The 18,440-nt window shown below is 63.1% G+C and carries 18 protein-coding genes; 10 read left to right on the top strand and 8 right to left on the bottom strand.

Going from position 1 to position 18,440, the window contains the following annotated elements:
• Positions 1-83 precede the first annotated feature (83 nt).
• The 3 genes from ACFWYE_RS24340 (at position 84) to ACFWYE_RS24330 (ending at position 6,077) form a co-directional block, all read left to right on the top strand.
• Positions 84-2,831 (top strand): calcium-binding protein, encoded by a 2,748-nt coding sequence (locus tag ACFWYE_RS24340; RefSeq protein WP_379114829.1) that lies wholly within the window; start codon positions 84-86, stop codon positions 2,829-2,831.
• Positions 2,832-2,855: 24 nt separating this feature from the next.
• Positions 2,856-4,670, top strand: a complete 1,815-nt coding sequence (locus tag ACFWYE_RS24335; RefSeq protein WP_379114828.1) for a type I secretion system permease/ATPase — start codon at positions 2,856-2,858, stop codon at positions 4,668-4,670.
• 138 nt (positions 4,671-4,808) lie between these two features.
• Positions 4,809-6,077 carry an HlyD family type I secretion periplasmic adaptor subunit gene (locus tag ACFWYE_RS24330; protein ID WP_379114827.1) on the top strand — a complete coding sequence of 423 codons (1,269 nt, stop codon included), beginning with the start codon at positions 4,809-4,811 and terminating at the stop codon, positions 6,075-6,077.
• Positions 6,078-6,157: 80 nt separating this feature from the next.
• Here ACFWYE_RS24330 and ACFWYE_RS24325 read toward each other — a convergent pair whose 3' ends face one another.
• Positions 6,158-6,283, bottom strand: coding sequence for a hypothetical protein (locus ACFWYE_RS24325; RefSeq protein ID WP_101938428.1), 126 nt, complete (start codon positions 6,281-6,283; stop codon positions 6,158-6,160).
• A gap of 249 nt (positions 6,284-6,532) precedes the next feature.
• On the opposite strand from ACFWYE_RS24325, the gene ACFWYE_RS24320 reads away from it, so the two are divergent.
• Positions 6,533-6,940 (top strand): GFA family protein, encoded by a 408-nt coding sequence (locus ACFWYE_RS24320; RefSeq protein ID WP_379114826.1) that lies wholly within the window; start codon positions 6,533-6,535, stop codon positions 6,938-6,940.
• A 24-nt stretch (positions 6,941-6,964) separates the two neighbouring features.
• On the opposite strand, the gene ACFWYE_RS24315 is transcribed toward ACFWYE_RS24320, so the two are convergent.
• The gene (locus ACFWYE_RS24315; RefSeq protein ID WP_379114825.1) at positions 6,965-8,224 is read right to left on the bottom strand and encodes a DNA recombination protein RmuC; all 1,260 of its coding nucleotides are present in this window, start codon (positions 8,222-8,224) and stop codon (positions 6,965-6,967) included.
• Positions 8,225-8,326: 102 nt separating this feature from the next.
• Here ACFWYE_RS24315 and def point away from each other — a divergent pair, with 102 nt between their 5' ends.
• From def to truA, 4 genes are read left to right on the top strand one after another with little or no spacing between them, the layout of a single operon-like run.
• A complete protein-coding gene (gene def / locus ACFWYE_RS24310; protein ID WP_129412289.1) occupies positions 8,327-8,857 on the top strand; it encodes a peptide deformylase in 531 nt (176 codons plus the stop codon).
• 14 nt (positions 8,858-8,871) lie between these two features.
• Positions 8,872-9,807 (top strand): methionyl-tRNA formyltransferase, encoded by a 936-nt coding sequence (gene fmt, locus ACFWYE_RS24305; RefSeq protein ID WP_379064952.1) that lies wholly within the window; start codon positions 8,872-8,874, stop codon positions 9,805-9,807.
• Positions 9,804-10,313 (top strand): GNAT family N-acetyltransferase, encoded by a 510-nt coding sequence (locus ACFWYE_RS24300; protein WP_379114824.1) that lies wholly within the window; start codon positions 9,804-9,806, stop codon positions 10,311-10,313. Before fmt ends, ACFWYE_RS24300 begins: the two co-directional genes overlap by 4 nt.
• 9 nt (positions 10,314-10,322) lie before the next feature.
• Positions 10,323-11,078, top strand: a complete 756-nt coding sequence (gene truA / locus ACFWYE_RS24295) for a tRNA pseudouridine(38-40) synthase TruA (RefSeq protein WP_379114823.1) — start codon at positions 10,323-10,325, stop codon at positions 11,076-11,078.
• Between the two features lie 7 nt (positions 11,079-11,085).
• On the opposite strand, the gene ACFWYE_RS24290 is transcribed toward truA, so the two are convergent.
• Entirely contained in the window at positions 11,086-11,661 is a 576-nt protein-coding gene (locus ACFWYE_RS24290; protein WP_379064948.1) for an Lrp/AsnC family transcriptional regulator, read from the bottom strand.
• Positions 11,662-11,709: 48 nt separating this feature from the next.
• On the opposite strand from ACFWYE_RS24290, the gene ACFWYE_RS24285 reads away from it, so the two are divergent.
• A complete protein-coding gene (locus ACFWYE_RS24285) occupies positions 11,710-12,906 on the top strand; it encodes an MFS transporter (RefSeq protein WP_379114822.1) in 1,197 nt (398 codons plus the stop codon).
• Here ACFWYE_RS24285 and ACFWYE_RS24280 read toward each other — a convergent pair.
• Together ACFWYE_RS24280 and dapE are read right to left on the bottom strand one after the other, a co-directional pair.
• Positions 12,903-13,490, bottom strand: a complete 588-nt coding sequence (locus ACFWYE_RS24280) for a transporter (protein WP_379114821.1) — start codon at positions 13,488-13,490, stop codon at positions 12,903-12,905. The genes ACFWYE_RS24285 and ACFWYE_RS24280 overlap by 4 nt on opposite strands.
• 10 nt (positions 13,491-13,500) lie before the next feature.
• Positions 13,501-14,688 (bottom strand): succinyl-diaminopimelate desuccinylase, encoded by a 1,188-nt coding sequence (gene dapE, locus ACFWYE_RS24275; protein ID WP_379064944.1) that lies wholly within the window; start codon positions 14,686-14,688, stop codon positions 13,501-13,503.
• Between the two features lie 139 nt (positions 14,689-14,827).
• Here dapE and ACFWYE_RS24270 point away from each other — a divergent pair, with 139 nt between their 5' ends.
• Positions 14,828-15,847 (top strand): 2-dehydropantoate 2-reductase, encoded by a 1,020-nt coding sequence (locus ACFWYE_RS24270; protein WP_379064942.1) that lies wholly within the window; start codon positions 14,828-14,830, stop codon positions 15,845-15,847.
• 18 nt (positions 15,848-15,865) lie between these two features.
• On the opposite strand, the gene ACFWYE_RS24265 is transcribed toward ACFWYE_RS24270, so the two are convergent.
• The 3 genes from ACFWYE_RS24265 to dapD all read right to left on the bottom strand — a co-directional run bounded on the left by ACFWYE_RS24265 (position 15,866) and on the right by dapD (position 18,381).
• A complete protein-coding gene (locus ACFWYE_RS24265; RefSeq protein WP_379114820.1) occupies positions 15,866-16,966 on the bottom strand; it encodes a diguanylate cyclase domain-containing protein in 1,101 nt (366 codons plus the stop codon).
• A gap of 189 nt (positions 16,967-17,155) precedes the next feature.
• Entirely contained in the window at positions 17,156-17,515 is a 360-nt protein-coding gene (locus tag ACFWYE_RS24260) for a DUF805 domain-containing protein (protein WP_165358119.1), read from the bottom strand.
• An 11-nt stretch (positions 17,516-17,526) separates the two neighbouring features.
• Positions 17,527-18,381 (bottom strand): 2,3,4,5-tetrahydropyridine-2,6-dicarboxylate N-succinyltransferase, encoded by an 855-nt coding sequence (gene dapD / locus ACFWYE_RS24255; protein ID WP_379114819.1) that lies wholly within the window; start codon positions 18,379-18,381, stop codon positions 17,527-17,529.
• Positions 18,382-18,440: the final 59 nt, after the last annotated feature.

The following is an 18,440-nucleotide window of genomic DNA, read 5'->3' as shown; positions in this document are numbered from 1 at the left end:
CGGCGCCGCATCGCCGCTAAGCTCCAGTTGGGTGCCCTTGCAGAAATCCTGTCTAGGCAAAGGGCAGACGGAGAGAGGCTCAGATGCGCAAGATATCGATATCCCGTCAGATCGGCAGCCAGAAGATCACCGCTGCGGCCAACGAGGCAGTATCTGCACCTGCGTCCTCGACGGCAGCCTCCAACCCGCGCATATCGGCGGGACTGGCTGCATTGGCGGCGGATCCCTTCGTGCTGATCCAGCTCTCCAACAACGCGGACAATTTCACCCAGCCGGTGGATGGGAGCTATCGCATCGAAGGGCTGGGTGGCAGTGACGTCATCACCGTAGCGGCTGCCTCTCTCGGCGGCGACCATCTGGATGGCGGAGCCGGCAACGACACGCTGAACGCCGCCGCCACCGACGATGTGCTCGATGGCGGCGACGGCAACGACATTCTCAACGGCGGTGCGGGCAACGACCTGCTGCGCGGTGGTGCCGGCGCGGACACGCTGAACGGTGGTGACGGCATCGATACGGCCGATTATTCAACCTCGAGCCTGAAGGTGATGGTGGGATTGCCCATGGATCCGCAGCGTACCGCGCGTGGTTCCGGCGGAGATGCCGCGCTGGATGTGCTGAGCGGAATCGAAAACATCACCGGTTCGGCGTTCCACGACACGTTGACCGGCAACAAGCTCGACAACCAGCTGATCGGCAATGCCGGTGACGATTTGCTGCGCGGCATGGACGGCAACGATGTTCTGATCGGCGACGGCGCCAATGACGCCAACCAGGATGGCATTGCCGACGACGTTGACGGCGACGGAATTCCGGATGGGATCGATGCCCCCGGCGGCGGCAATGACACGCTCGACGGCGGCTTCGGCGACGATCGTCTCTTCGGCGGAAGCGGCAATGACACGCTCATCGGCGGCTTCGGCGATGACACGCTTTATGGTGGCCCAGGCGATGATCTGCTGACCGGCGGTGACGGCGATGACTTCATGGATGGCGGCAGCGGCAATGACGAGCTGATCGGCAGCCTCGGCGACGATGTCATGCATGGAGGCGAAGGCGATGATTTCCTGACCGCGTCGATCGGCGACGACCAGCTGTTCGGCGAAGCTGGCGACGATGATCTGCAGGCCGGCGACGGCAACGATCTGGTCGACGGCGGCGCTGGCAATGACCGGCTGGTCGGATCTTCCGGCGACGACCGTCTTCTCGGCGGGGTTGGCAACGACATCCTGCAGGGCGACGCTGGTGCTGACTACATGGATGGCGGCGCGGGTGTCGATACCGTGGACTATTCGCAGGGCGGTGCCGTCGGCATCAACCTTGCGACAGGTTCCGTCAGTGGAGCTGCGGCGGGCGACCAGCTGATCGGCATCGAGAACATCGTCGGCTCCGGACAGAACGACATCCTGGTCGGCGACGCCAATCCCAACACCTTTGCCGGCAACGGTGGTGCCGACACCTTGATTGGCCAGGGCGGCGTCGACACGGCCGACTATTCCACTTCGGCGGCTGCGATAACGATCCATCTCAACACCACCGTCGCCGATCCCCTGGCAGTCGGCACAGGCGCCGGCGGCGATGCCGAAGGCGATCAGCTGCAATTGATCGAGCGCGTCATCGGTTCGGCCTTTGACGACATGCTGGTAGGTGGCGAATTGAACGACATCTTTGTCGGAGGCGCGGGTGCCGATCGCATCGATGGCGGCCTGGGTACCAATGACACCGCTGAGTATTCGACTTCATCGGCGGCCGTATCGGTCAACCTCGCCGGCGCGACGGCGGCCGGTGGCGATGCGGCAGGCGATATCCTGAGCGGCATCGAAAACCTGATTGGCTCATCCTTCGACGACACTCTCATTGGCGACGGCTTGACCAATCGCCTCGATGGTGGCGCCGGCAACGATTTCCTTCGTGGCGGCGCCAATGCCGGCACCGAATTCCTTATCGGTGGTGATGGCGTCGACACTGCCGACTACTCGACGTCCGCGGCGGCGGTTCGCGCCGTTCTCTCCGACAGTCTGACATCCGGCGTGCTGTCGAGTGGTGGCGATGCGCAAAACGACGTGCTTGTCGCGGTGGAGAACATCATAGGTTCGGCATTCAATGACGAACTCATTGGCGCCTCGGGTGCAAATCGCCTCGAGGGAGGTATGGGCAACGATATCCTCAATGGCGGCGATGGGGCCGATGTGCTAGGTGGAGGAGACGGTATTGATACGGCTTCTTATTCAAGCTCCACGGCGGGTGTCTTCGTGCAACTCGATAACACTGGTGCGGCGATTGGCATTGGTGGCCATGCGCAAGGCGACCAGCTGAGCGGCATAGAGAACCTGACCGGGTCGAATTTCAGCGACCTGCTCATAGGCAATGCGCTGACCAACACGCTTGTAGGCGGCGGCGGCAACGACCGGCTGATCAGCGGCGGCGGTAATGACCAGATGCGCGGCGGCAGCGGCGCCGACATTCTTTCGATCACAGGTACGGGCACCAAGACCGTCTTCGGCGACGGTGTTTCCGACGGCGGTTTGGCGGGCCAGGACACATTCCGGGTGCTGGGTGGCACAAACAATCTGATCTTCGACTATCAGGCGGGCGAAGATGTCTTTATCCGCTCAAACCCGGGTTCCGTCTCGGCGTCCTTGGCGTCACTCACGGTCAGCGGCCTCGCCTACTGGGTCGCGCGGGTCGCCAGCACCGCGCCTGGCATGGAGAGCTCGACCTTCGTCGTGCTCGGCGAGCGCACGACCACAAATCCGGATGCCGCCATAACCAACGCGTTCAGCAGCTTCGTTTCGCACGACCTGTTCGTCGATCCCGCGCTTCTGGCCTGAGTGAACTGAAAACGGAGGGATGGCATGGCAATCGCCGGTTCACGAGCCCGCAAGGCAAGAAAGACGGAACTCGACGATGCGATGGGGCAAGTGAAGTCCGCAATGATCATCGTTGCGGTCTTCAGTCTTGCCATCAACCTGCTGATGCTGGCTTCGCCTATCTACATGCTGCAGGTCTACGACCGCGTCCTGGTCACCGGCCATCTGGAAACGCTGGTGCTGCTGACGATCATGGCCGGCGTAGCGCTGCTCGTGCTTGGCCTGCTCGACATGCTGCGCAACATCATCATGGCGCGCGCTGCGAACTGGCTGAGCGATCGCCTGGGTCCCGTCATCATTGCCGGCAGCGTCCGCGCGCGCCTGCTTGGCGATCAGGCCGGCACCCAGCCGCTGCGTGATCTTGGCCAGGTGCAGTCATTCCTGTCGTCGCAGGCCTCGACCGCACTGTTCGACCTCCCATGGACACCGGTCTTCCTGTTGCTGATCTGGCTGCTGCACCCGGCGCTCGGTGCTTTCGCGCTCGCCGCGACGATCCTTCTCGTCCTGCTGGGCGTTCTCAACGAGATGGTGACACGTAAATCGTCCCTGGTCGCGAGCACCTCGCAGATTCAGGCCCTCCAGCACGCCGACATGACGATCCGCAACGCGGAAGTGGTCCGCGCGATGGGGATGCTGCCAGGCCTGCTTGATCGGTTCCGTGTCAGCAACGATGCCTTTCTCGGCGCCTCCGATGTGGCTTCGCAACGCGGCGCAACCATCGTCGGCATCACGAAGTTCGTGCGGTTGTTCGTCCAGTCGGCAACGCTTGGCCTCGGCGCCTATCTGCTGCTGCAGGGCGCCGCCACGGGCGGCGTCATGATCGCGTCGTCGATCCTGCTCGGTCGCGCCCTGGCACCTGTCGAGCACCTGATGGCGATCTGGCGCAATCTCGGTCAGACGCGTATCGCCTATGCAAGGCTGACGGAGCGCTTGCAGAATGTCAGCGCAGAGCCCTACCGCATCCGCCTGCCGGAGCCGGAGGGGCGCATCACGCTTGAGAACGTCTCCTACTTTGTCCAGCCCGGGCGGCCCGCCATCATCGACAATCTGAGCGTCGCGTTCCAGCCCGGCGAGGCCGTTGCGATCATCGGCCCGTCGGCCAGTGGCAAGAGCACCTTGTGCCGCCTGATCGCCGGCATCGTTTTGCCAACGTCCGGAACCGTGCGCCTCGACGGCACCGATGTCCAGCACTGGAACAACGAGCAGCTCGGCGAGGCAATGGGATACCTGCCGCAGGATGTCGAGCTGTTTTCCGGCAGCGTGCGCGACAACATTTCGCGCATGGCCAAAGCCGAGGACCAGGCGGTGATCGATGCAGCCAGGCTGTCGCATGCCCATGACATGATCCAGCGCCTGCCGCAGGGTTACGAGACGCCGATCGGCGATTCAGGTTCACGCCTGTCAGGTGGCCAGCGTCAACGCGTCGGTCTTGCCCGCGCCGTGTTTGGATCTCCGAGGATCGTCGTGCTCGACGAGCCAAATGCAAATCTGGACCAGGTGGGTGAATCCGCTCTGGCGGCCGCGATCGCCGAGTTGAAAGCACAGGGGAGGACCTTGATCATCGTTGGCCATCGTCCGTCGACGCTTGCCCAGGCCGACAAGGTGCTTTTCCTGCGCGATGGCCGCCTGCATCTGTTTGGGCCGCGCGACGAGGTTCTGGTCCGCTTGCGCTCCATCGCCAAGGAGGGGGAGCGCGCGCCGCTGCATGTGATCAGGGCCGAAACGCAGGCCGAGGAAGACACGGATTCCAAACCGCAGACGAGTGGGCCATCTGAGTCTCAGGTCGAACAGATCGCTTGAGATGGGTGTGTGAGATGTTTCCAGGGGGAGAGTGGGATGGCAGAACTTCAGCCCGGTAAATCGCAGGCGCTCGTCCGGAGTTCGCCGAATGTCATCGACGTCAGGGTCGAGCCGCCCAGATTGCAGGAGGTTGTCCGAATGCCTGTTCGCTACGGGATGGCTCTCGCCTATCTGTTCATCATCGGCGGTATTGCCTGGTCGGCCTTGGCGCCGATGGCGGAGGGAGCGACAGCGACCGGCATTGTCAGTCCCGATGGGAGCCGGCGTACCGTTCAACATCTAGAGGGTGGCATCATCAAGGAGTTGAGGATACGCGACGGCGATCTGGTTCGTGCGGGCGATCCGCTGGTCACCTTGCAAAGCACGCAGGCGGCGGCCCTCTATGACCTCTATCTGGAGCAGGCTCGAACGCTGCAGGCGACACAGGCGCGCCTGAGCGCTGAGCAGGAGGACAAAAGCGAGATCAATTTTCCACCAGACCTTCTGGCCAGCGCCGATGAGCGGGCCAGAAAGATCATCGCCGGCCAGACCCTGCTGTTCAACCAGCGTCGTTCCTCGCTCGAGGCGCAATTGCAGATCCTCGATGTTCGCAAGCGCCAGTTCGAAGAGCAGTTGTTGGGTCTGCGGGCGCAGGTGGTCAGCGTCGACGCGCAGCTTGCGCTGACCGAACAGGAACACAGCGTCAAGAAGAGCCTGGTCGACAAGGCACTGCTGGCTCGCTCCGAGACACTGAAGCTGGAGCGGTCAAAGGCGGCGCTGGACGGTGATCGCGGCAGCTTCATGGGTCAGATCGCCGAAGTGGAGCAGAAGATCGGTGAACTGGACACCCAGAGCATGTCGCTGAGAGCCACACAGTCGGCCGATATCGCCGATCAGCTGGAGAAGGCGAGGGCAGGTTACATCGATGCGGCTGAACGGCTGAATGCCAGCAAGGATGTACTCGACCGCACCGTCATCACCGCACCGGTCACCGGCAAGATAGCCAACCTCAAGTTCAAGACCTCTGGCGGTGTGATCGGGCCGGGCCAGGCCATCCTCGACATCGTGCCGACCAATGAGGAACTGTTGATCGACGCGCGGGTATCGCCCAGCGACATCGATGTCGTGGCCGCGGGCCTTCAGGCGACCGTTCACCTGACGGCCTATTCCAGTCGCGGCATGCCGCGTGTCACGGGGACGGTCAAATCGGTGTCTGCCGACAGGGTGACCGACGAAACAACCGGCCAGTCCTATTATCTTGCCAGGGTCGAGGTGCCGCAAAGTGAACTGGAAGCGTTGGACGATGGCATCGTCATGATGCCCGGCATGCCCGCCGAAGTGCTGATCGTGACGGGAAAGCGGACGGTTCTTGCCTATCTGATGGAACCGTTCATGGCCGCATTCCGGCGCGGGCTGCGCGAGGTGTAGGGCACGTTTCCCGGAACACTGGACTTACAGCCGGCGCGACAGGCGCCGGCTGCGAAGCGCTGGTTGCGTGCCAGCTGGCCTCACTTGTCCTTGATGCGCGTTGCCTGCACGGGCGTTGCCTTTATCGCCGGTGCGGCTGCGGGCTTCTTGGCGTCTTTCTTGGGTTTGCGGGCTTCCTTGCCCGGTCTCATCGAACCTTTAGCCATGATTCGCTCCTCCGTTGGGACAGGAACCAATGAAACAACAGATCTTGCAAAGAGCAAGGCACCCGCCAGAGCATGATCCCAAAAAGTCGCAGGCTGTTCGAACCAGGATCATGCGGCAAAACAAGGGGATGAGCGGAATGCCGGGTCGTCTGGCCGCATTCCGCTCCAACACTGATGAGGCCAGTTGCAAACAGCCATTGCCCGGCTGCTCTGCAGCGCTAGATTGCCTGAAACATCGGGAGAAAAACCATGAAGATCGACGGTAGCTGCCATTGCGGCGCGATTGCCTATGAAGCGGAGGTCGATCCCGGCACAGCCTCGATCTGCCACTGCGCCGACTGCCAGCAGCTTACCGGCACGGCTTTTCGCCTCACGGTTCCGGCGCCGGAAGCGCAGTTCCGGCTCATCAAGGGCGAGCCCAAAATCTATGTGAAGACCGGCAGCAGCGGCGCCAGGCGCCTGCAGGCCTTCTGTGGGGAGTGCGGTTCACACCTTTACGTCGTCGGCGCTGGCGATGGCCCGAAGGTCTACGGCATCAGGATCGGCACCACCCGACAGCGGCAGGATCTCGTGCCGCGATCGGAAAAATGGCACGGATCGGCGCTGCGCTGGCTGCCGCATTTCGAGAGCGTAGAGACGACGATCGAGGCGCAATGAGCGCCGGCATGCGGCCAGGAACGATCAGGCGTCGTCGGGATCGACCACGCGGAGCCTGAGCTGCCCGGTCTTGGAGTCTGCGCTCCGTGGCGCGGACCCGTTTTTGGCTTGCCCGGCCGCCGTTTCGTCGGCGCTTTCCGTTCCCCCGAATTCCAGCGCCTCGATCTTCTGGCCGCGCTTGGTGACCTTGGAAGAGGAAACGAGGATATCGTCGATATCCTTCGAGGCCTGGCCAAAATGGGTCTGCAGCTTGCGGACCCTTTCATCGAGGCGCGAGACGTCCTCCATCAGCCGGATCACTTCGCCCTGGATCAGGTGAGCCTGTTCGCGCATGCGCGCATCCTTCAGGATCGCCTGGATGACCTGGATCGACAGCATCAGCAGTGACGGCGAGACGATGACGACGCGGGCGCGATGGGCACGCTGCACCAGCGCCTCGAAATTTTCGTGGATCTCGGCGAATACCGATTCCGAGGGCACGAACATGAATGCGGTATCCTGGGTCTCGCCCTGGATAAGATATTTCTCGGCGATGTCGCGGATGTGCACCTCGATATCGCGCCGGAACGCCTGCGCCGCCACCTTCTGCAGCTCGGGGCTTTCGGCGGCGCGGATGGCGTTCCAGGCCTCGAGCGGAAACTTGGCGTCGACCACCAGCGATGGCGCGGCGTTCGGCATTTTCACCAGGCAATCCGGCCGGCTGCCATTGGTGAGTGTTGCCTGGAATTCGTACGAGCCGTGCGGCAGTCCGTCGGCAACGATCGCCTCCATGCGCGATTGGCCGAAGGCGCCGCGCGTCTGCTTGTTGGAGAGGATCGCCTGCAACTGCACCACCTGTCCGGCAAGTGACTGGATATTGCCTTGCGCGGTGTCGATCACGGCCAGTCGCTCCTGCAGCCTCGCAAGGCTTTCATGCGTCGACTTCGTCTGCTCGGTCATCGTCTGACCGATACGGCCGGTCATCGCGTCGAGCCTCTGGCCGATTGACTGCGTCAGTTCGGCCTGGCGCGCGCCGAATACCTCCGCCAGCGCTCCCATGCGCCCCTGCATTTCGGCCTGGCTCTGCAGAATGCCGGCCATGCGGGCTTCGGCATCACGAGCATGGTCGGCAGCTTCGGCTGCGGCGATGCTGCGCGCCTTGGCGGCACGCCACAAGGCGACGATCAGCGCCAGGAACAGGACAAGGACGAGAAACACGACGAAACCCAGCGCCTGGCCCAGCGTGACTGTGGTCGCACCGAGCCGGGCTACAGGTTCGGAAAGGATGGAACTGAGGTCGTTCATCCGACCAGCATAAACGATTCTTGCGACAGGAGAAGATCAAACCATGAACATGCTGGCGGCAGTGCGGTTGACGCTTTCCCTGCAAGGTTTTAGGTGAGCGATATGTCGATCAAGCCGCTCATCATTCTTCCCGATCCCGTCCTGCGCCAGGTTTCCAAGCCGGTCGAGCGCATCGACGAACCGTTGCTCAAGCTGGCCGATGACATGCTGGAGACAATGTACGACGCTCCGGGCATCGGTCTGGCCGCGATCCAGATCGGGGAGCCTCTGCGCATGCTGGTAATCGATCTCGCCAAGGAAGGCGAGCCGCCTGCTCCGCATGTCTTCATCAATCCGGACGTTCTCGAAAGCGGTTCCGAGCGCTCGGTCTATGAGGAAGGTTGCCTGTCCATCCCTGACTATTATGCCGAGGTCGAGCGGCCGGCCACCGTCCGGGTCCGTTACTTGGATCGCGACGGCCGCCTGCAGGAGATCGAAGCCGATGGGCTGATGGCCACCTGCCTGCAGCACGAGATCGATCACCTGAACGGTGTGCTGTTCATCGACCACATCTCGAAGCTGAAGCGCGATATGGTGGTCAAGAAATTCAAGAAGCTTGCCCGCGACAAGGCGCCAAGCCGCCTGGTGGGCTGACCCGGGACACATTCATGGCGCTTCGCGTGGTCTTCATGGGCACGCCTGATTTTTCGGTCGCGACGTTGCGTGCGCTGGCCGGGGCCGGGCATGACATTGTTGCCGTCTATACCCAGCCACCGCGTGCCGCCGGCCGGCGCGGCCTGGAATTGACGCCTTCGCCGGTGCAGCGTGAGGCTGAGCGGCTCGGCATAGCCGTGCATACGCCAGTCTCGCTGAAGGATGAGGCCGAACAGGTCGCGTTTCGGGCTCTGGACGCCGATGTTGCCGTTGTTGTCGCCTATGGTCTGCTGCTGCCAAAGCCCGTCCTCGATGCGCCGCGCCTTGGCTGCCTCAACGGTCACGCCTCGCTTTTGCCACGTTGGCGTGGTGCAGCACCGATCCAGCGTGCCATCATGGCCGGCGATGCCGAAACCGGCATGATGGTCATGAAGATGGAACAGGGGCTGGATACCGGTCCGGTCGGATTGGTTGAAAAACTGGCGATCGATCCCGATATGACGGCCGGCGAACTGCATGATCGACTGATGGTGGCGGGCGCCGGACTGATGGTCGAGGCCTTGTCACGGCTGGAGGCGGGCACGTTGAGCTTTGTGGAACAGGCCGCCAAGGGCGTGACCTATGCCGCGAAGATCGATAAGACGGAGACCCGGATCGACTGGACCCGCCCCGCGGATGTGGTCCACAATCATGTTCGCGGCATTTCGCCTTTCCCCGGCGGATGGTGCGAGGCCACGATTGGCGGCCGTGTCGAACGACTGAAGTTGCTTCGTTCGACTGTAGTCGATGGCATGGGGGAACCGGGAGGAATTCTCGACGACCGGCTGACGGTCGCCTGTGGGTCAGGCGCGGTCAGGCTGGTCGAGGTGCAGCGTGCGGGTGGCAAGCCCGTTACCGCACAGGAGTTCCTGCGCGGCGCAAAGTTGGAAGAAGGAATGAAACTGTCATGAGCATGATGTCGATACGCGCGGCGACGCCGCGGGATCGCGAGGCGATCCGCCTCGTTGAAGAACATGCTTTCGGCCAGCAGACCGAAGCTGGTCTCGTCGATGCGATTGTCACCGAAGGCGATGCCGTCCTGGAACTGGTCGCTGAAGAAGAAGGCCAGGTTGTCGGCCATATCCTGTTCTCGCGCCTCTATGTCGAGAACGGTGGCAGGCAGTTCCCTGCGGTGGCGCTTGCGCCGCTTGCGGTCGAGCCGGATTTCCACGGCACGGGCATCGGTGGCGCGCTGGTGCGCGAGGCTCACATCCGCCTCAAGGATGCCGGCGAAAACCTGTCAATCGTGCTGGGCGATCCAGCCTACTATGGCCGTTTCGGCTACAGCCACGAGCGTGCAGCCGGTTTCGCCAGCGAGTATCAGGGCGAAGCGCTGCAGGCCCAGGCCTGGGGCGAGGCGCCTCAGAACGGTGAGCTGGTCTACGCTTCGGCTTTCGGCACCGCGCTGGCGGCATAGCGTCCGGACGTGCCCCGCTATCGCCTCGACATCGAGTATGACGGCGGGCCTTATTCCGGCTGGCAGCGGCAGGCTGCGGGCCAGCATTCGGTGCAGGCCGCGATCGAACAGGCGATAGAGCGTTTCTGCGGCGATGCCATCTCCATAAGGGGGGCTGGCCGCACGGATGCCGGCGTGCACGCCACGGCCCAGGTCGCGCATGCGGATCTCAGCAAGGAGTGGCCGGCCGATACCGTGCGCGACGCCGTCAACGCCTACATGCAGCGCGCTGGCGAACGGGTCACCGTATTAAGCGCGGCTGCCGTGCCGGGTGATTTCGATGCGCGTTTCTCGGCCGTCGGCCGGCATTATCTTTACCGCATCGCCAACCGTCGCGCGCCTCCGGCGCTGGACATGGGCAAGGTGTGGTGGGTGCCGAAGCGGCTCGATGCCGAAGCCATGCACGAGGCGGCGAAGGTTCTGCTCGGCCGGCACGATTTCACCACCTTTCGTTCCACGCAATGCCAGGCCAACAGTCCTTTGCGCACGCTGGAGCGGCTCGATGTCACGCGGCAGGGCGAGGCGATCGAAGTCCGCACCTCGGCGCGCTCTTTCCTGCACAATCAGGTCCGCTCCATGGTCGGCTCGCTGAAGCGCGTCGGCGAAGGCGCATGGACCGCCGCCGATCTAAAGGCTGCGCTGGAAGCGCGTGACCGCGCGGCTTGCGGTCAGGTCGCTCCACCCGACGGTCTGTTCCTCACCGGCGTCGACTACCCCGAATCCTGATCTTCGCCTACTCGCTCCTGGTCGTCGCATCGATGCTGCGCCGATGCTCGATCGGTTGCGCCATGTGGCTCGGCATTGGCCAGACTTTGGTCGAGCCGGGCTGCACCGGTCGTTCCAGATAGGTCGACAAGACCACGTAGCTGCGTGTGGTCATGACACCCGGCGTGTCATACAGCCTGGCCAGCAATCCCTCCAGCGCGCGCGTGTCCCTGGCGCGAACCTTCAGCAACATGCAGGCATCCCCGGCGACCGAGTGGATCTCTTCCACTTCCGGATAGGCGGAAATCGCCATCAGCTCGGGGGTCTTGCCCCAGCCGCGCGTGTCGACGTGGACGAAGGCGAGCAATGGCTTGTTGACGGCCACCGGATCGATCAGCACCGAAGTGCTGCGGATCGCGCGGCTGCGGCGCAACCGCTTCACGCGCTCATGCGCGGCGGGTGCCGAAAGCCCGGCCTTCTCGCCGAGTTCGGCATAGCTGACGGTGGCATCCTCGCAGAGGGCGCCTAATAGCTTTCTGTCCATCTCGTCCAGCTCCCGTTCCGGAACACTGTTTTGCTGAACGTGATCTGTTTCTTGCCTCATTGTGGAAATTCCCCTTGTTACGGAATGTCATTCCGCCATCATGCGGCAATGACGAAGACGGATCAATCATCTCCCTTGTTTGCTGAACCCGCTGACCGGTTGCCGGCTGTCGCCTATGTGCTGACCTTCTGCATCGCGGTCATCGGATCCAACTCGCTGGTGCTTGGGCCGATCGCGCCGGAGGTGGCGCGGACACTGGGCTCGAGTGTTGCGCTGGTCATGTCGGCATCGGCTGCCTTCGGGCTGGGCACGGCTGCGAGCGCACTTCTGATGGCGCGCCATGTCGACAGATTAGGTGCCAGACGCATGCTGCTGTGGGCGCTGCTCGGACTGGCGGCGGCACTGGGCTTGAGCGCGCTCTCACCCGCCGTGCCGGCACTGGCCGGCGCGCAACTGATGGCTGGTGTCGCCTCCGGCATCGCCTTGCCGGCAATCTACGCCAGCGCTGCCGCGGTGGCGCCGCCCGGGCGCGAGAGCCGCACCATCGGCCTGGTTCTGACCGGCTGGACGTTGAGCATGGTCGCCGGCGTTTCGCTGTCGGCCGTGGTGGCCGACTATGTTCACTGGCGCGCCGTCTATGCGGTCGTGGCAATGCTTGCCCTCATCGCGTCGCTCACCTTGAAGGTCAGTCGCTACCGCGATGTGCCTGCGACTGGTCCGGCACCGCAGCCGCTCGCTGCGCTGCGCATCGTCGGCGTCAAGCCGCTGCTCATCGCCTGCGCGGCGTTCATGAGTGCCTTCTATGGGATCTACGGCTATCTGGGCGATCATCTGCACAGTGGCCTCGGCGAGCCGGTCAGCGCCAATGGCATCGTCGCGCTGGTCTATGGCATCGGTTTTGGCGCGGCAGCTCTTCTTGACGGCATCGTCGACCGGTTGGGCTCTCGGCGTGTCATGCCGTTCGCTTTCCTGGCCGTAGCGGCCGTCTATCTCGGTTTCGCACTGGCAGGGGGCAGCTTCGTTGCGGTGCTGGGGCTCACCTTCCTGTGGGGGCTCACCAACCACTTCGGCTTGAATGTGCTGATCATGCGGCTCGCGGCGATCGATCCTTCGCGTCGCGGCACCATCATGGGCCTCAACAGCGCCGTCACCTATCTCGCGGTGTTTGCAGGAACGACCGGCTTCGGTCCGCTCTACGCGACATGGGGTTTTGCTTTCGCGTCCGCGACGGCGCTCTGCCTCATGCTGATCGCCGCAGCGGCCGGGAGCTGGCGATCGCGGGATCGGGTTGGATTGCCCGGCTAGTCCACAAACATCGACACGCCCACCAGCCACTGCAGTGCGAACAGCGCGACCAGCGCGGTGGCGAACATACCGGCAAACACCGCGGTGGCCATCGCCGCACCTTTGGCGATCGCCTGGTTGGTCATGCGCCAGCTAAACACCAGCGAGACAAAGAAGAGTGCAAGCGAGACAAGGCCGCTTGCCTGTTCGGCGGCCGGGAAAAGCAGCCGCATGAGGGCGCCCGGCAGCATCAGCCAGGCGATGATGGCGGAAGCCCAGTTGCTGGCCACCACATAATGCACGAAACGTCCGCCAAGTCCGACGCGGGGCGCAATGATCGCCAGCGCCAGCACGGGCAGGATCCAGGTGCCGATGTCGACGAAAGCCAATCGCAACAGCAATTCAAATCGGCTCGCGGCGGTCTCGCCTGTGTTGGCGATGCCGACCCAGCCGACGATCATGGCGGGCGCCGCGACGGCGATGGCAACAAAGGAATTCCAGAATCCGTCCACCGAGAGGTCGAGCAGGCGCAGCCCGTCGGCCTTGCCCAGCATCATGCGCCAGGCTCCGTTCAGCGACGATTGGATTTCATCGGCTGAAAGCATCGCGGCCTGCTTACCCGAACCAGTCCTCGATGAAACGCTGATAGATCACGGTCAGCGTTTCGAGATCGTCGAGTGCCACGCGCTCGTCCACCATATGCATGGTCTGGCCAACCAGGCCGAATTCGACCACCGGGCAATAGTCCTTGATGAAGCGGGCATCGGATGTGCCACCTGACGTAGACAGCTGCGGCTTGCGGCCGGTGACGGCGGCAACCGAGCCGCTGAGCGTGTCGATCAGCTTGTCGTCGCGCGTCAGGAAGACATGGCTCGGCCGATCCTTCCACACGAGTTCGAAGTCGATCGGCTCCTTGCGGCCTTTGCGGTATTTCTTGCGACCGCTGGCGGCGTCGAGCCTGTTGTGGATTTCGGCCTGCACCGTTTCCGCATCCCAGGTGTCATTGAAACGGATGTTGAAGGTGGCGCTTGCCTTGGCCGGAATGACATTGGTGGCTGGGTTGCCGACGTCGATCGACGTGACTTCCAGATTGGTCGGCTGAAAATCCTTCGTGCCCTTGTCGAAGACGGGATTGAGCAGCGCGTCGGCGAGCGTCATCAGGCCGCGCACCGGATTGTCGGCAAGATGTGGATAAGCGACGTGGCCTTGGCGGCCGTTGACGGTCACCGTTCCCGACAGAGAGCCGCGGCGACCGATCTTGATCATGTCGCCGAGCACGTTCGGGTTGGTGGGTTCGCCAACGATCGAGGCATCCCACTTTTCGCCCTTGGCGGTGGCCCACTCCAGGAGCTTCACGGTGCCGTTGATCGAAGGGCCTTCCTCGTCACCGGTGATCAGCAGCGAAACCGAACCCTTCGGAGCGCCTTTCGCCGCGATATGGCGGGCGAGTGCAGCAATGAAGCAGGCGATGCCGCCCTTCATGTCAACCGCACCGCGGCCATACATCTCGCCGTTGGCGATCGCTGCCGAGAAAGGCGGATGCGTCCACGCCGCTTCATCACCGACAGGCACCACATCGGTATGTCCGGCGAACATCAGATGTGGGCCATTGCCGGAGCGCCGCGCGTAGAGGTTCTCGACGTCGGGCGTGCCGTCTTCCTGGAACACCGGGCGCTCAATGGCGAAGCCGAGCGGCCTCAACATGGCTTCCAGAGCCGACAGGGCACCACCTTCTGCCGGTGTCACCGACGGGCAACGGATAAGAGCGGCGAGATTCTGGGCGGGATCGGTCGGCAGGGTCATGTGCGCAGCGTTATTCCAAAGATGGGATCGTGTCACGGCCCTTGAAGTGGGAGGGCCTGCGGTTCTTGGCAAGCCTTCTTGATCTGGTCAACAATAGGCTGACGGCCACTTAGCCGCCGTGCCTTGCTCGGAGATTGCGATGACATTGCGTGACGCGTCCGTTGTTGTCGCCGGCGCCGGCAGCATCGGCTGCTACGCCGGAGGATGCCTGGCACTGGCGGGACGGAAGGTGACGCTGCTGGTCCGGCCACGAATAGAGCAGGCACTGCTGCGCGGCGGCCTGCGTGTCACCGATCTCGAAAAGCGCGACCGGCGGCTGAGCCAGGCCGCTTTTGTCGTCGAGACGGGTGCTGAAGCGGCGCTCAAAGGTGCGGACATCGTTCTCGTCACCACCAAGAGCGGCGCGACGGAAGAGATCGGCAGACAGATCGCGGCGTACGCACCCGCCCACGCAATCGTTGTCAGCTTGCAGAACGGTGTCGACAATGCCGACCGGTTGGCCTCGACCGTGGACGGCAGACAGGTACTTGCCGGCATGGTGCCTTTCAATGTCGTGCAGCAGGATGGCGAGACCCCCTTCAGGGTGCACCGCGCCAGTGCGGGAACCGTCCTGATCGAGAGCGGTACACCGGGGATCTCAACCCTCCTGAATGTCGAAGGCTTCGCAACGGTCGCGCATGATGACATGCGGTCGGTGCAGTGGGGCAAGCTGCTGTTCAATCTCAACAACGCGCTCGTGGCGCTGTCCGATCTGCCTTTGGCCACCGAACTGACGGATCGTCGCTGGCGCTTGCTTCTGGCCGCGCAGATCGACGAGGCGCGGGCGGCGATGAAGGCAGTGGGCATCAGGCCGGGTCGGGTTGCCGGCCCGCCGCCAGCGCTGCTGCCGACGATCCTGCGGTTGCCGAACTTCGTTTTCCTGCGCCTGGCCAGGCGCATGCTGGCGATCGATCCGCAGGCGCGTTCGTCGATGTGGGAGGATCTGCAACAGCGTCGCAGGACGGAAATCGACGAGTTGCAAGGCGCGATCCTGCGGCTTGCCGCAAGGAGTGGAGTACGGGTACCGTTGGTCGAGCGCATTACCGCCTTGGTGCGGGAGGCAGAGGAGCGAGGCCAAGGGTCGCCGAAATTGACGGCCGATGCCATCGCGCAGGTTTAGCTGCCGGGATCACTGTTTTCAGGAAGCGCTGGGCAGATGTGCCCGATGCCGGCCCTTTCCGGCGCGCTTGGCTTCGTAGAGCGCGAGGTCGGAGCAGGTCAGCAGCTGTTCCGCAGTGTCGCCATCCATCGGCGCCCGCGCACTGCCGACGCTGAGACCGATATAGGCCGCGGCAGCAACGTCGATGTCGAAAGGTTCGGAAATCGTGTCGATCGCCCTCTTGGCGAGGTGGGCGGCTTCGATTTCCGATGTTGCAGGCAAAAGCACGACGAACTCGTCGCCGCCGATCCGGAACACCATGTCGGTGGAACGGAAGGTCCTTCTCAGCCTTTCTCCAACGAGACGCAGCAGCCGGTCGCCGGCTGTGTGGCCGTGGTTGTCGTTGATGTATTTGAAGCCGTCGAGATCCATGCTGAGCACGACGAACGGTTTGCCGCCATTGGCCGCCTGTGCGGCCAACTGGCTGCACATCCGATGCAGTTCTTCCTGCATGAGGATGCGGTTGGGCAGACCCGTCAGCGCATCTCTTACCGCCAGGTCCCGGTTGTCGAGTTCCGCCCGGATCATGCGCACGCTGATGGCGTGGTTGTGCACGAGGACACCGATGATGCCGGCGACATAGAACGGCATCTGCAGGCCGACCACCCACATGCCGGGTTGCGGTGAAACCAGCGCGCCGACCATGAAGGGCAAGCTGACCAGCAGCATCACCAGGATGGCATAACGCGGCGTCGCCGCATTGCGTGAGGAGACGACACCGACAACGCCGGCAACGTTCAGCCCGGCCAGCACCGAAAGAACCAGGTTTTCGCTTGCGATGCAGCCGAAGCAGCCGAGGCCGAAGACCGCTGACCAGACACCCCCCGCTGTCATGAGCGCACCGAGAGGCGGGTTTTCGCCATGCCGCCGCGCCAGTTCGCAGCGCAGGATCAGCGTGAACCGCACTACCAGCAGTACAAGCTCGGCGGCGATCCATAACCATGGCCACCAGGCGCCCGTCAGCACGATTGTCGTCCCGGCGAGCACGAGCACGCTCAGGCTGGCAAAGAGGATGGCGAACTTGCGATCGTAGGTCGTTTCCAGGAAACGGGAGCGAACAGCCTTGGCCTCGTTCTCCAAGGGGGTCGAGAACCAGTCAAAGAGGCGCGCCGCTTGCCTGGAGAGGCTGCCGAGAACTTTTGTCGGGTCTGACAGTCGTTCCCCCTGAGATGTCGCTACAACATCCGTTCCATCTTGCACGGATCGGCTAAGAATCTCTTAGGATTCCATTATAGCGACAAGAATAGCGGTGAGAATATCGACGTTTCGTCAGGCCGGAGCGTTGGTCTCGCGGCCGTAGCGATTTGCGCCTCGTGTTCCCTGTGGCAGGCAGAGCAGAATAAAGACAATGATGTCGCCGATGATGAAGAACAGGCCATACCAGCCGGTCCTGTCGAAATCATGCAGCCGCTTTGCTGCAAGCGCGAGATGGGACAGGATCAACACGCCGAGCACCACCAGGAACACCGAAGCCCATTGTTCCATCGAGGCCTGATCGGGGGCGGTGTAGAGACGATAGATCGGATAGGAGCGGATGACGTAGAGCAACAGTCCGGCAAGCGCGAAAGCTTGCCGGCTCAGTCGGCCGTTGAATCCGAAAAATGTCCAGAGCGTTTGCTGAAGGCTCACAAGATCACCGTTCAGTCACGCAGCAGTTCGTTGATGGACGTCTTTTCCCGGGTCTTGGCATCGACGCGCTTGACGATCACGGCGCAGTAGAGGCTTGGACCGGGCTCGCCATTCGGCAATGGCTTGCCCGGCAACGAGCCAGCCACCACCACGGCGTTGGCGGGCACTTCACCGTAGAAGACCTCGCCGCTGGCGCGGTCGATGATCTTGGTCGACTTGCCGATGAACACGCCCATGCCGAGCACCGCGCCTTCGCGCACGATGCAGCCCTCGACCACCTCCGAACGCGCGCCGATGAAGCAATTGTCCTCGATGATGGTCGGGCCGGCCTGCATTGGTTCCAGGACGCCGCCGATGCCGACGCCGCCGGAGAGATGAACATTCTTGCCGATCTGGGCGCAGGAGCCGACGGAGGCCCAGGTGTCGACCATCGTGCCGCTGTCGACATAGGCGCCGACATTGACGAAGGATGGCATCAGCACCGCACCCGGTGCGACATAGGCCGAGCGGCGTACCACCGCGGATGGCACGGCGCGGAACCCGGCCTTTTCGAATTCGAGTGAACCCCAGCCGTCGAACTTCGAGGGGACCTTGTCCCACCAGGAGGCGCCGCCGGGAGCACCGGAAATCAGTTCCATCGGCTTCAGGCGGAACGAGAGCAGCACGGCCTTCTTCAGCCACTGATTGACCTTCCACTGGCCATCGGCCTGGCGTTCGGCAACGCGCGCGGTGCCTTTGTCGAGCAGTTCCAGCGCTGATTCGATGGCGTCGCGCACCTCGCCGCGAGTCGCGGTCGAAATGCCGTCGCGCTCCTCGAAAGCCTTGTCGAGGGTCTTTTCAAGGCTCGCCAGATCGGGCTTCGACATCAAATGCTCCGTTACAACGCAGTGAAAGGCAGGCTCTTAACCTGTTTGAAAGCCGCGCG

Source organism: Mesorhizobium sp. NPDC059025, from assembly GCF_042739655.1.
Classification (GTDB): domain Bacteria; phylum Pseudomonadota; class Alphaproteobacteria; order Rhizobiales; family Rhizobiaceae; genus Mesorhizobium.
The sequence above is the reverse complement of the archived record's forward strand: the minus strand, read 5'-3'. Positions and strand labels throughout refer to the sequence as shown.